At 70.3% G+C, this 13,239-nt stretch carries 9 protein-coding genes and 1 pseudogene; 7 read left to right on the top strand and 3 right to left on the bottom strand.

What is annotated here, in order from left to right:
* Positions 1 to 159: 159 nt before the first annotated feature.
* Positions 160 to 573 carry a TIGR03618 family F420-dependent PPOX class oxidoreductase gene (locus PYR72_RS22595; RefSeq protein WP_037727385.1) on the bottom strand — a complete coding sequence of 138 codons (414 nt, stop codon included), beginning with the start codon at positions 571 to 573 and terminating at the stop codon, positions 160 to 162.
* 178 nt (positions 574 to 751) lie between these two features.
* On the opposite strand from PYR72_RS22595, the gene clpB reads away from it, so the two are divergent.
* Positions 752 to 3,367, top strand: coding sequence for an ATP-dependent chaperone ClpB (clpB, locus tag PYR72_RS22590; RefSeq protein ID WP_275456993.1), 2,616 nt, complete (start codon positions 752 to 754; stop codon positions 3,365 to 3,367).
* 159 nt (positions 3,368 to 3,526) lie between these two features.
* Complete coding sequence (locus PYR72_RS22585; protein WP_275456992.1) at positions 3,527 to 4,072, top strand: YbjN domain-containing protein; 546 nt, start codon at positions 3,527 to 3,529, stop codon at positions 4,070 to 4,072.
* 145 nt (positions 4,073 to 4,217) lie between these two features.
* Here the strand turns inward: PYR72_RS22585 and PYR72_RS22580 are convergent.
* Positions 4,218 to 4,646 (bottom strand): annotated as a pseudogene (locus PYR72_RS22580) (aminotransferase class I/II-fold pyridoxal phosphate-dependent enzyme); the annotation flags it as partial.
* Positions 4,647 to 4,827: 181 nt separating this feature from the next.
* On the opposite strand from PYR72_RS22580, the gene PYR72_RS22575 reads away from it, so the two are divergent.
* The 5 genes from PYR72_RS22575 (at position 4,828) to PYR72_RS22555 (ending at position 12,071) form a co-directional block, all read left to right on the top strand.
* The gene (locus PYR72_RS22575) at positions 4,828 to 5,382 is read left to right on the top strand and encodes a Uma2 family endonuclease (RefSeq protein WP_275456991.1); all 555 of its coding nucleotides are present in this window, start codon (positions 4,828 to 4,830) and stop codon (positions 5,380 to 5,382) included.
* A gap of 170 nt (positions 5,383 to 5,552) precedes the next feature.
* Positions 5,553 to 6,953, top strand: a complete 1,401-nt coding sequence (locus PYR72_RS22570; RefSeq protein WP_275456990.1) for a hypothetical protein — start codon at positions 5,553 to 5,555, stop codon at positions 6,951 to 6,953.
* A gap of 879 nt (positions 6,954 to 7,832) precedes the next feature.
* Positions 7,833 to 9,287 (top strand): UPF0158 family protein, encoded by a 1,455-nt coding sequence (locus PYR72_RS22565; RefSeq protein WP_275456989.1) that lies wholly within the window; start codon positions 7,833 to 7,835, stop codon positions 9,285 to 9,287.
* On the top strand, positions 9,284 to 11,002 hold the full coding sequence (locus tag PYR72_RS22560) for a relaxase/mobilization nuclease domain-containing protein (protein ID WP_275456988.1): 1,719 nt from the start codon (positions 9,284 to 9,286) through the stop codon (positions 11,000 to 11,002). The genes PYR72_RS22565 and PYR72_RS22560 overlap by 4 nt, the downstream gene beginning before the upstream one ends.
* A gap of 67 nt (positions 11,003 to 11,069) precedes the next feature.
* Positions 11,070 to 12,071: a plasmid replication/partition related protein gene (locus tag PYR72_RS22555; RefSeq protein ID WP_275456987.1), complete on the top strand. Its 1,002-nt coding sequence runs from the start codon at positions 11,070 to 11,072 to the stop codon at positions 12,069 to 12,071.
* A 558-nt stretch (positions 12,072 to 12,629) separates the two neighbouring features.
* Here the strand turns inward: PYR72_RS22555 and PYR72_RS22550 are convergent.
* Entirely contained in the window at positions 12,630 to 13,229 is a 600-nt protein-coding gene (locus PYR72_RS22550; protein ID WP_275456986.1) for a hypothetical protein, read from the bottom strand.
* Positions 13,230 to 13,239 lie beyond the last annotated feature (10 nt).

The following is a 13,239-nucleotide window of genomic DNA, read 5'->3' as shown; positions in this document are numbered from 1 at the left end:
CCCCCCAGCAGCGGCGTCACCGTGACCTGAACACGGTGACGCCGCTGCAGGCTTACGGGGACATTTCTGGATGTCGGCCGGTATCGGTACGGGCCCGCCCGCTCGTCCATCTGTCCGAAAAAAGGTCAACCGGCAGCGGGCCGTGACGGTCGGCGATCGTCAGCCGCGCCCCAGCGCTCCGGTCAGTTCGATCTCGATGACGACCCGCAGCGGGTTCGGCCGGGGCTGCCTGCCGTAGCGCTCCGCGTACCGCCGTTCCGCCTCCGCGACCCGCTCCCGGTCCTCGTACACCCGGCCGAGCCCCTCCAGCGTGGCCCAGCGCGCCCCCTCCAGCTGGCACACCGCCACCCGCGCGCCCCCGTCGCCCGCCGCGCGCACGTGCCGTGCCTTCGCGCTTCCCGAACGGGTGATCACCCGAGCGATCCGGGCCTCGGGGTCGTATGTGACCCCGACGGGCACCACATGGGGGCTGCCGTCGGCGCGGAGGGTGGTCAGGGTGCACAGATGGCGCTCCCGCCAGAAGGCGAGGTAGGCGGCATCGGGGTCGCCGGGGTCCACTCGATAAGTACTCACGGCCTGGAATCTAGCGGGGAAACGGGTTACCCGGCCTCCGGGTCTCCGGGAGCGTCCTCGGGAACGTCTTAGGGAACCTCCGGAACCCTCCCCAGCCCCACCTTGAGTGGAATAGACTCAACTTTGTGTACGTTACTTGAGTCACCCAAGCCGACGACGCCAGGAGGGAAACGCGAACGTGGACGCCGAGCTGACCAACAGGAGCCGGGACGCGATCAACGCGGCCAGCAACCGGGCCGTGTCCGAGGGACACGCCGACTTCACCCCCGCCCACCTGCTGCTGGCTCTGCTCCAGGGCCAGGAGAACGAGAACATCACCGACCTGCTCGCCGCCGTCGACGCCGACCAGGCGGCCGTGCGCGCGGGCGCGGAGAAGATCCTGGCCGGTCTGCCCAGCGTGACCGGCGCCACCGTGTCGCCGCCCCAGCCCAACCGTGAGCTGCTGAGCGTGGTCGCCGAGGCCCAGGCCAAGGCGAAGGAGCTGAGCGACGAGTACGTCTCCACCGAGCACCTCCTGATCGGGATCGCGGAGAAGGGCGGCCAGGCCGGGGACGTACTCTCCCGGCAGGGGGCGAACGCCAGGAAGTTGCAGGAGGCGTTCCAGAAGGCAAGGGGAGGACGCCGGGTGACCACCGCCGATCCGGAGGGCCAGTACAAGGCCCTGGAGAAGTTCGGGACCGACTTCACGGCCGCCGCGCGGGAGGGGAAGCTCGACCCCGTCATCGGCCGGGACCAGGAGATCCGGCGCGTCGTGCAGGTGCTGTCCCGCCGGACCAAGAACAACCCCGTCCTCATCGGTGAGCCCGGCGTCGGCAAGACCGCCGTCGTCGAGGGGCTCGCCCAGCGGATCGTCAAGGGCGACGTGCCCGAGTCGCTGAAGAACAAGCGGCTGGTCTCGCTCGACCTCGGCGCCATGGTCGCCGGGGCCAAGTACCGGGGCGAGTTCGAGGAGCGGCTGAAGACGGTCCTCGCCGAGATCAAGGACTCCGACGGCCAGATCATCACCTTCATCGACGAGCTGCACACCGTCGTCGGCGCGGGCGCCGGCGGCGACTCCGCCATGGACGCCGGCAACATGCTGAAGCCGATGCTGGCCCGCGGCGAGCTGCGCATGGTCGGCGCGACGACCCTCGACGAGTACCGCGAGCGCATCGAGAAGGACCCGGCGCTGGAGCGCCGCTTCCAGCAGGTGCTGGTCGCCGAGCCGACCGTCGAGGACACCATCGCGATCCTGCGCGGCCTCAAGGGCCGGTACGAGGCCCACCACAAGGTGGTGATCGCGGACGCGGCCCTGGTCGCCGCCGCCACCCTCTCCGACCGGTACATCACCTCCCGCTTCCTGCCCGACAAGGCCATCGACCTCGTCGACGAGTCCGCCTCCCGGCTCCGGATGGAGATCGACTCCTCGCCCGTCGAGATCGACGAGCTGCAGCGGTCCGTGGACCGGCTCCGCATGGAGGAGATGGCCCTCGACAAGGAGACCGACGCCGCCTCCCGCGAGCGCCTGGAGCGGCTGCGCCGCGACCTCGCCAACAAGGAGGAGGACCTGCGGGGCCTCACCGCCCGCTGGGAGAAGGAGAAGCAGTCCCTCAACGCGGTCGGTGAACTCAAGGAGAAGCTCGACGAGTTGCGCGGGCAGGCCGAACGCGCCCAGCGCGACGGCGACTTCGACACCGCCTCCAAGCTGCTCTACGGCGAGATCCCCACCCTGGAGCGGGCGTTGGAGGAGGCGTCCGAGGCCGAGGAGGAGGCCGCCGCGTCCAAGAACACCATGGTCAAGGACGAGGTCGGCTCCGACGACATCGCCGACGTCGTCGCCTCCTGGACCGGCATCCCGGCCGGCCGTCTGCTGGAGGGCGAGACCCAGAAGCTGCTGCGCATGGAGGAGGAGCTGGGCCGCCGCCTGATCGGCCAGACCGAGGCCGTACGCGCGGTGTCGGACGCCGTACGCCGCTCCCGCGCGGGCATCGCCGACCCGGACCGCCCCACCGGCTCCTTCCTCTTCCTCGGCCCGACGGGCGTCGGCAAGACGGAGCTGGCGAAGGCGCTCGCCGACTTCCTCTTCGACGACGAGCGGGCCATGATCCGCATCGACATGTCGGAGTACAGCGAGAAGCACAGCGTCGCCCGGCTCGTCGGCGCGCCCCCCGGGTACATCGGCTACGAGGAGGGCGGCCAGCTCACCGAGGCCGTCCGCCGCCGCCCGTACTCCGTCGTGCTGCTGGACGAGGTGGAGAAGGCGCACCCCGAGGTCTTCGACATCCTGCTCCAGGTGCTGGACGACGGCCGGCTCACCGACGGACAGGGCCGTACGGTCGATTTCCGCAACACGATCCTGATCCTCACCTCGAACCTGGGCAGCCAGTACCTGGTCGACCCGGTCACCACCGAGGCCGAGAAGAAACAGCAGGTCATGGACGTGGTGCGGGCCTCCTTCAAGCCGGAGTTCCTCAACCGCCTCGACGACCTCGTCGTCTTCTCCGCCCTGGACAAGGCGGAGCTGGAGCGCATCGCCAAGCTGCAGATCGACCGCCTGTCCAAGCGTCTCGCCGAACGCCGTCTCACCCTGGAGATCACCCCCGAGGCCCTGGCCTGGCTCGCGGACGAGGGCAACGATCCGGCCTACGGCGCCCGCCCCCTGCGCCGCCTCGTCCAGACCGCCATCGGCGACCGCCTCGCCAAGGAGATCCTCTCCGGCGAGGTCAAGGACGGCGACACGGTCCGGGTGGACGCGTTCGGCGAGGGTGAGGGGCTGATCGTGGGCCCGGTCCCGTCGCTGGAGAAGAAGCCGTGACGAGGGCCGATCGGGGGTACCCGAAAGGTTCCCCGCCACGCTCGTAGCTGAATCCCCCGGCGGATCCGGCCAAGGGCGACGAACCGCGCGGGGCAGGGGTTGCCACCCCCCGCCCCGCATGGGAGAGGATGGCGGAATCCGTACGAAGGGAAAATCACGGTGAGCATCGACCCGTCCTCGATTCCGAACTTCGGGGGCCAGCCCGAGCCGCAGCCCCAAGGGCCGGCGGGCCCCGTCGTCCCGGATCAGGACCTCGTGAAGCAGCTCCTGGACCAGATGGAGCTGAAGTACGTCGTCGACGACGAGGGTGACCTCGCGGCGCCGTGGGAGGAATTCCGTACGTACTTCATGTTCCGTGGCGAGGGTGACCAGCAGGTCTTCTCGGTGCGCACGTTCTACGACCGCCCGCACCAGATCGACGAGAAGCCGGCTCTGCTGGAGACCATCGACGACTGGAACCGCCGCACCCTGTGGCCCAAGGTCTACAGCCACACGCACGACGACGGCACCGTCCGTCTCATCGGCGAGGCCCAGCTGCTCATCGGCACCGGCGTCAGCCTGGAGCACTTCGTCTCGTCGACGGTCAGCTGGGTGCGGGCCGCCATCGAGTTCGACAAGTGGCTCGTCGAGCAGCTCGGCCTGGCCGAGGACGTCGACGAGGCCGACAAGCCCAAGGACGGCGAGGGCGACGACGACGCGGAGTAGTCGCCGTCGAACGCCCCGCAGACCTCCGAGAGCCCGGCCAGGGCGCCCGCCGCACGGCGGCGCGCCAGGACCGGGCTCTCGCCGTCCCCCGCGGGCCCGCCCTCTCGCCGTCCCCCGTCGGCCCGCTCTCTCGGCGTCTCGGCGGTCAGAACGCCGACTTCAGCCGTTTGGCCGCCTCCTCCAGCACCTCCGTGCGCTTGCAGAACGCGAAGCGCACGAACGGGGCGCCGGCCTCGTGGTGGTCGTAGAAGACCGCGTTGGGGATGGCGACCACGCCCGCGCGTTCGGGCAGGGAGCGGCAGAAGGCGAAGCCGTCGCTCTCGCCGAGAGGGCGGATGTCGGTGGTGACGAAGTACGTGCCCGCCGTGCGGAACACCCCGAACCCGGCGTCCGCGAGTCCCGCCGACAGCAGGTCGCGTTTGGCCAGCATGTCCGTCCGGAACGCCTCGAAGTAGCTGTCCGGCAGCGCGAGGGCCTCGGCGACGGCGTACTGGAACGGCCCGGACGCCACATAGGTGAGGTACTGCTTCGCCGACCGCACCGCCGTCACCAGCTCGGGCGCAGCCGTCACCCAGGTGACTCCTCGTTGGCCCACCTCTTCCTGTGTGGTGCGACCAAGGCCCCGCTGCGGACCTCCGGCACCGGCGGTGAGCGGGCGGCACAACCTGTCCGGACCCGTCTCCGGGCCCTACTGCAGAGCCCGGTGACGCGGCACTGCCCGTCGTATCCTGACCACACACGGGAAGGAGCCGTCCATGAGCGTCGACGCGATCGTGCACACCGAGTTCCCCAGGGGATACACGGTCCTGTTCGGAGCTGACGGAAAGGTGATCATGACTCCGCAGAGCTTCGAGCACTCCAGCACGATCAAGTCGATGCAGTACGACACGATCGTGTCCCTCGGACGCCATGCGAAGACCGCCTCCGACGTCTACATCGACTTCCCCGCCGACGAGAACTCCGCCCCGGATCTCGTGATCCTTCGCGAGGACGCCCGCCGGGAAGGCAAGCGCTACGGCTTCGAGGACGTCCTGCTGATCTCCGAGGTCGTCTCGACCTCCTCCGCGCGCAAGGACTACGACGACTGCACGGCCAAGTACGGTCGCTACGGCATCCCGATCTACCTGGTCGTCGACCCGTACGCCCAGGAAGTCGTCCTCCACACCCAGCCGACCGCCACCGGTTACATCGCGGCACACACCCACAAGTACGGGACGGGCAAACTCCCCATCCCCCTGGCCGACGGCCGCACCTTCACCCTCGACCTCGACGAGCTCCCGCGTCCGGAGCCCGAGGCAGACGCCCGCTGACGAAGCTCCCGGCGCGGCCAGTCCCCTGCCGTGCGGCCGTACGGCGAAGTCTGGTTCCCCGCAAGGAGGTTCGAAGCCGCGGTGGCTGTGGGTGACAACCACCGTGTCCGGCCCCTGAGGCCGATAGCGTGGAGCGGCAAGGACTGCCGCTGACAGGGTGGACGAATTTCATGCGGATGCGGTTCGAACCCGAGGCCGAGGAAGAGTTCGAGGCGGCGTGCGGGCTGCTGGTGGACCGCCTCGTCCGGTGGGCCGGGGAGCAGGGGCTGCCGGTGGACGGGTTCACGGCTGAGACGGCACTGGACTACCGGCACCAGGCGACTGCCGACGGCCGACTGGGGTTGTGGGAGTCGCGCCATGTGGAGGAGTTCCTTCTCTCCTGGCTTCCCCAGCAGGTCACCGAGCTTCCCGGGGAGGAACGCGCCGACGCCCCGGGCACATTGGGCACGCTGCTGCGCTTTCTGCACGCCGCGCAGTTGGCGGACCCGCGCGGCCCCTCACTCCAGGATTCCCTTGGTACGGTCGACAGGGTCGCGGACCGCCATCCGGCGGCGATGACGGACCGCACTCGCTGGGGACTGGCGAAGTTCTGGGCGATGACGGCCGCGGAGCAGGGCGTGGACGTCCAGGACGGGGCGGCGTTTCAGCGCTTCGCGGACCGGGTGCAGCGCGGGGCGGTCGCCCACGATCAGCAGGCTCTCGCCGCGATCATGGAACGGCGGCTGACCGGCCGCGCGCTGTCCGGCGTGGCCCGAGCCGAGCCGCAACTGCCCGTGACGCTTCCCCCGGACGACGAACTGCGCCGACGGGCCGAAGCGTCGACGACCGTGGCGCGGTTGCGCGGACTCACCGAATGGGCGGGGCAGGGCGGCCGACCGGTGACGGCGACGGGACGGCTGCGGATGGCGGAGGCCCCTGAGCTGGTGGACGTACTCGGCACCGGCGACAAGATCGAGGGGGCGCGATCTTCGGCCGACCTGCCGCGAATGGGACTGCTGGTGGAGTGGGCGAAGAAGGCGCGCCTGGTCCGGGTGGTCAAGGGGCGGTTGTACGCGGTGGCCAAGGCCCGGCCGGTGCTGGCCGACCCGCTCCAACTGTGGCTGCGCGCCTTCGACGCGTGCTTCGAACTGCGGCAGGCTCTGATCGGGACGCACAGCGGCCGGCACGTCGAGTCGATGCTCTTCGACGTCTACGAGGACGTCCTGGACGACGTGCTGAACACGCTCTACAGCCTGCCGTACCCGATGCCCTGGCCGCGGCTGCGCGACACGGTACACCTGGCCTATCGGACTCCTTCCAGCTCGACGCCGGGTCGGACCCTCAGCACCGGATGTGGTTCGAGCACGCCGACCGGGACCTGCGCGCGGTGCTCGACCTGCTGGACGACCTGGGCGCGATCGAGCGTGACCGTGGGATGGCCGATCCGGTGTTCCTCGACATCGATCTCTCCGATGCCGGCCCCGAGCTGGCCGCGGACGTGCCGCCGGAACTCGCGGAGCTGCTGGGCGGCGCGGGGGCGGCAACGGACCCGGCGGCGCGGGAGCGTGCCGATACCCGGCGAGAGGAGCTGACCGCCGGGCCGGTCGAGCTCATCCGTCTCACCGAACTCGGTACCCGGGCCGTACGACAGCGGTTGCTGGCGGCCGGCAGGGACGCACCGGTGGTCGGTGAACTGGCCCAGGCGTCGGCGGCCGGCCTGCTGGGGGTGCTGGCCGAGGACTACGACCCGGACGCCGCCCGCACGGAGCCGGCCGACTGGATCACGGCCCGTGGCGAGCGGGAAGGTGCCCTGCGGCAACTGACCTACGCCGTAAGGACCATGACCTTCCGCACGCGTGCGCAGGCGATGCTGGACGTGTTGTCGGTGGCGTTGGACGGTGAGGGAGAGGAGCTGCTGCGCACGCTGCGGCGAGACACACAGCTGGCGCCGCTGGCGCTGAACGCGCTGGCGCACCGTGAGTTGCTGTCCCCCGAGGACATGACCGACGCCGAGCAGCTGCTGGTGCTCGCCGAGAGCCTGCTTCAGCTCGTGGAGTTGGCGGGCGGCGGGGACGGCGCCGAGGAGATGCTGCGTGCCCAGGGTCCCCAGGCCACGGACGCGGTTGCCGCCGCGTTGGACTCCGCCCACCCGGACCGGGCCGGACTCGACGAGCTCCGGCAGCTGGCGGCCCGAGCACTGGGTACCCACGGCGCCCGCGTCGGCCGCGCCCCGAAGGCTCGGCGCTCCTCAGGCAAGAGCGGCCGCAGGCGGCGCCGCTGACCGGGTGACACCGCCTGCCCCGGGCGCCGGGCAGAGGGAAACCGACGGTTCCGGCGTGATACGTCCTTGGTGACGCGTTACCGTCGGGGCCGTGGCTGAGGGATGGGTCGAGGACGGGCTGCGGGCCCTGCGTGGTGCGCTCCACGCGCAGGACGGGGTGACGCTGCTTGCGGCGTTGCGTCGTGGACCCGTGCGTGAGGTGCTGCAGCTGGCCGGCGAGGGTGTGGCCGGGACCGCGGCACAGGGCCTGCCGGGGGCTGCGGAGATGGCGGCCCTGTTTCTCGGCGCGCTCCAGGAGCGCGGCTTCCGGGGCGATGAGGAATGGGCGGAGCGGTTGCGTGCGGCCGCGGGAGACGCGACGGTCCCTTTCCTGCGCCCGCTCGCGGTCGATCTGGAGATGCTCGCCATGCTGCTGGAGGGCGACCCGGCCGAGTCCGGTGGCCGGGTCGATCTGTCCACCGGGGAGTGCCGGCCTGCGTTCACCGATGAGCTGGAGCCTGGGCCGGAGGCTGAGGAGGACGACGATCCCGAGCGATGGCTGTATGTTCCGGCTCTGGGGTCCCGGGCCGGTTACCAGGACATGGAGCTGTTCATCGAAGGGGTCGGGGACACCGCCCTTGCCGACCGGCTGCGGATCGCCATCGGCGGGCGGGGTGCCTTCCGGTGCTTCAAGGACGTCCTCGCCGGTGACGAGAACTCCTGGCGCCGGTACCACCGGTTCCGCGATGAGCGACAGCGCGGCAGGGCCCGCGCCTGGCTGGCCGAGGAGGGCTACTGCCCGCTTTCCGGCTCGTGGCAACCAGGCCGTGCGGCCGGGATGCCGTCAGCACCGTCGACCCGCGCATCGACGGCGTCCTGGCCTCCGCGGCTCGCCTCCCGGAGCGGCGCCTGGTGGATCTGCTCGACCTCGCGGCCGAGCAGTTCGCCGAGCTCAACACGCAACCGCGCGCCGCCTGAACCCACCACCACCGCATCCCCGACTCAAGGACATCGCGTCGTGCGCGACCACTACCCCGAACTCCACATCTCCCAAGAGCAGATGGTCACCACTCCCGTCACACGCGCAGCAAGCAATGGCGATGGACCGTCCATAGGCCGGTCCATCGCGAACTCCTCCGCCTCGGGGGTGGCGGAGGAGCAGCTCCGGCACGAGGGCGTGCCGGAGCAGGAGGAAGTGGGCGCCGGCAATCAGCCGACCGCTCTCGTCTTGGGGGTCAAGCCGCGTACGCCGTACCGCCGTGCGAACCTCGACGCGCAGCGCTCCGAGCACGTCACCGCGCGCTTCGCGCCGCACGAGAAGCACGACATCCAGTCGGTGGCGAAAGCCGAGCACGTGACCATGGCGCGATACATCGCCGACGCCACCATGTCCCGCGTCCGCGGTGAGATCACCGTCGCCGCCCCTCGCACCGTCTACGACGATGCGGTCGACGAGCTCGCCGCGATGAGGGCGCAGATCGCCCGGATCGGCAACAACGTTAACCAGATCGCCCGCCGCCTCAACTCGGGCGGCGATCCACACCCTGTGGACGCCGCGATCCTTCAGCGGGCCGAGCGCCTGCTCGCCACCGCCCACGACACGGTCCGGGCGATCGACGACGCAGCCTTCCGGGCAGCCGGGCAGAAGGCGGGCGGCCTGAGTTGATCGCGAACATCGTCAAGCCGGGCAACAACACCTACGGCGTCCTGGCTTACCTCTTCGACAGGGGCCGCGCCAACGAACACACCGACCAGCACATCGTCGCTTCCTGGGATGGCTTCGTTCCTGACCCCGGTCCGTATGACAGCCCCGGGCACAAGCAGCGGCTCGGCCAGCTCACCAAGGCCCTGGATCTGCGGGTCGAGCAGGCCGGCGACAAGGCACCCGAGGGGCACGTGTGGCACTGCTCGGTGCGCGCCGCGCCGGAGGACCGCATCCTGACCGATGACGAGTGGGCGACGATCGCCAAGCGCATGGTCCATGCGACCGGCATCGCGCCGGAGGACGATCCGGACGGCTGCCGGTGGGTGGCCGTGCGCCACGCGGACGACCACATCCACATCGTCGCCACCAAAGTCCGCGGCGATCTGCGGCCGCCGCGGAACTGGAACGACTACCACCGGGCCATGGCCGAAATCGCCAGGATCGAGAAGGACTTCGGCCTCACCCGGGTTCCGCGCGGCCCCGAAGCCGCCTCCGGCACTCCGGCGGCGAAGCGCCCCACCCGCGCCGAGCAGGAGAAGGCCAAACGGCTGGGCCACGACAAGACGGCTCGCGAGCAGCTTCGGCACACCGCGCGCACAGCGCTCTCCCACGCGAAGGACCTGGACGAGTTCTTCAACCTGCTCGCCGACGCCGGCCTTCAGGTTGAAACGCGCACTCTGCCCTCCGGCGACCTCGGCGGCTACAAGGTCGCCCTGCCTGACGACGGCACACCCATCTGGCACTCCGGCTCCAGCCTCGCCACCGACCTGTCCCTCCCCCAGATCCAGCAGCGTCTGGCCGCAGCCGAAGCGCACACCGCAAGTGCAGCCTCACCAGCCGACCACCGCCGCAGCCCTTGGCACCAGGCCACCGCGGCCGCAGAACGTATCCCCCACCACCTTGATCACGCCGACGACAGCGCCGCACAAGCCCACCTGACCGTCTTCAGTGAAGTCCTCTACGCCTTGCCCGCCCACGCCCCCGTCCATCTCAAGGCCGAACTACACCGCGCCGCCGTCGCCTTCGAGCACGCCGCCCACACCCGTGCCCGCGCCGACCACCGGCACGCCCGCGCCCTGCGTGGCGCTCTGAAAGACATGCGCTACCAGCCCGCGGACCACACCGGCCTGGCCATGCTCCTGGACGTCGCCGTTCTCGTCGTCCTCGCAGCCCAGCGCCGCAGCGCGCTGCAACACCACGACTGGCAGGTGGTCGCCGCCCGCCAAACGCTCATCCATCTCCAGGCCGCCTACAACCAGCTCGCCCCCACCAGCCTCGCCGTACTCGCCGGGCGTCGTCCTTCCGAGAGCACAGTCCACCGGTACGCCCGCACGCTGCACGAGGTCCTGCCCTCCCATTCCGGACAGATCCTCACCGAGGCTGCCTGGCCCGCACTCACCGCTGCCCTCGCCACCGCCGAAGCCGCAGGCCACAACCCCGTAACCGCCCTCCGACAGGCAGCCCAGCAACGCCCCTTGAGCGACGCCAAATCGGCATCCGAAGTTCTCGTCTGGCGCATCCAACGCCTCGGCGACCGTCACGCCCCCGGCCTAGGTGCACGAGTCGCCCAAGCCCGGAGCCCCCGACTCCCCCACGTCCTGTCCACAGCGCGGGCCACCGCCGCGACACCCCCCACATCCGCGCCACCGCCATCCCGCACTCACCGGTCGCGGTGAGCACCAGCCCCCTCACGCAGCGGCCGCGCACACCTCGCACCCGCTACCGAGAACCACCGAAGCCACGATGACGAACGATCAACGGCAACAGCCCCGTCCCCGGCCTTACGCCGCCGCAGGACATCTGCGGCGCGCCACCTGCACCCGACCCGACAAGGAGCACATCATCCAGCCCCACCCCACCGCGAGCGTGTTCCCGATGTTCAGCGCCGACGAGCTGCACGACCTGGCCGAGTCCATCAAGACCGAGGGCCAGCACGAGGCCATCGTCCTGAGCGCCGACGGCGTACTCCTCGACGGACGTAACCGTCTGGCCGCCTGCGAGATCGCCGGCGTCGAGCCGCGTTTCACGACGTACACCGGCAGCGACCCCAAGGGGCTGATCCTCGCCCGCAACCTGCGCCGCCGGCACATCAGCAAGGGCCAGCAGGCGATGATCGTTGCGATGGCCCGTTCCTTTTCGGAACACTCGCTGCGCCACCAGGCCAAGGTCCACAGCATCAGCCTGACCCGCCTCTCCAACGCGGTCACGGTCCTCAAACACAACCCCCACCTCGCCGAGCAGGTCCGCAGCGGCAAGCTCAGCCTCGATGCCGCCTACAGCACCGTCTGCGAACACCAGGCCCGCGCCGCCGAGGTCCAGGCCCAGCACGGCCGCCTGCGCGAGCATGCCCCCGACCTTGCCGAACAGGTCAGCGAGGGCCTCCGCACCCTCGACGATGCCATAACTGCGCTCGACCAACGGCAACACGAAGAACAGCTCCGGCAGTCCGTGCAGCACACGGATGCTCTCCGCCTCTCCGACGGTGATCCCGCCCCGCCCCTGGCCCAGTTCGTCGAGCGGGGAGACATCACCTGGGAGCAGGCCCACGAGCGCGCTGAAGAGTTCCTCGTCCACCGGCGGAATGCCGTCCAGCAAGCGCAGCAGGCTCTCCGGGTGGTCGCCGAGAACTGGGCTACGGTCCAAGACCTCGCTGCCCGACCCAACACCCCCTACAGGCGGGACATCCTTGACGGCCTCACGCCCGAAGTCCGCTCCCTCGCGCAGAACTTGACCGAACTGGCCTGACACGGCGGCCCCCCTGGCAGCTGGCCTTGTTGGCTCCGGCCTCCAGGGGCGAGGGCGGTTAAGCTCGCCCATGCCCCGGGGCTTACACAGTGGGGAACGTCAGGCATCTCCGAGACCAGGGCGGGGATCTGGCGTTCTAGGAGCGGGCCTTGGCCCTGGGAGATGCGGCGCCGTCCGTGCCTGCCGATCCCGCCTCATCACCCCGTGAGCCACCGCTGTGACCTTGGCGACCGCCTTGCGCACTTGGGCATCAACAAGGCCGGGGCACCGGAGACCACGACGACCACCGTCCCGGTGCGGACGGCCGTCTGCTTGACGATGCTGCTGCGCCCGTCGGCGGTGAAGGTCAGCAGCTAACTCCACTGAGCGACTCTGTCGGAAAGGACGGCAGTTAACCGAGACCAAGCAGGAGGAGTGGAAGGACGAGGAAGAGCTGGCCGGCGAGCCGGAGATGATGCGGCTGCGGGCCGCCTGCAGGCTTGCCGGATTCGCCGAGGCGCAGGTCTTCCCGTCCCGCGGCGTGGCTCGCCGGGCGCAATTCCGCTGCCTCCGAAGCCATCAACGGCCCTGTGGTTCCTGCCAGTACGGCGGGCATCCGGCCTCCGGGGCCTTGGGTAGTGCGCGCTCGATCCGATCGCGGTACTCGCCCAGTTGGGCACCCTCGAACGTATCGGTCGGCAAGTCATGGCGTTCGGGTACCACGATCAGAGCATGCGTGCCCACTCTCCAGGACGGGTGGACGCGTGCCTCCGTGGGGTCGACGAGGTCGAGGTCGACGTGCTTGGCGCCCTGTGCGGGTTTGATCCAGTCGTCCACCTCGAAGGTGACGATGACCCTGCCGGGCTTCTCGCTGTCGCGTACCGCAGCTACGTCGCCCTCGGCGATCACCCGGGCGCAGGCGATCCATTCGTCGAGCGTCTGGCCCTGTCCGCTCTGGTTGGCACCGGAGGGTCCGGCGGGCTTGTCGTCGTCGAGCGCCAGCACCAGGACGCCGGCACAGAGCGCCGCCGCAGTGACCAGCCCCCCGGTGACCGTCCCCCAGTGCCGCCACCAAGGGGTGGTTCGGGCGCGTGGCTCCGGGACCACCTCGTCCCGGCCCGCCTCCTCACCGATCATGGCGAGGGCGCGCCGCAGCTTCTCCTCTTCGGTCTTGGTCACATGCGTCACC

This window comes from Streptomyces sp. VNUA24, from assembly GCF_029167005.1.
In the GTDB taxonomy this organism is placed as follows: domain Bacteria; phylum Actinomycetota; class Actinomycetes; order Streptomycetales; family Streptomycetaceae; genus Streptomyces; species Streptomyces scabiei.
Note: the sequence above shows the minus strand (reverse complement) of the source record. Positions and strands in the feature narration are given on the sequence as shown.

Excerpts from the sequence above, each read along its gene's own strand:
- PYR72_RS22570 (WP_275456990.1), top strand. The coding sequence starts at position 5,553 with ATGCGGATGCGGTTCGAACCCGAGGCCGAGGAAGAGTTCGAGGCGGCG.
- PYR72_RS22555 (WP_275456987.1), top strand. The coding sequence starts at position 11,070 with ATGACGAACGATCAACGGCAACAGCCCCGTCCCCGGCCTTACGCCGCC.
- PYR72_RS22575 (WP_275456991.1), top strand. The coding sequence starts at position 4,828 with ATGAGCGTCGACGCGATCGTGCACACCGAGTTCCCCAGGGGATACACG.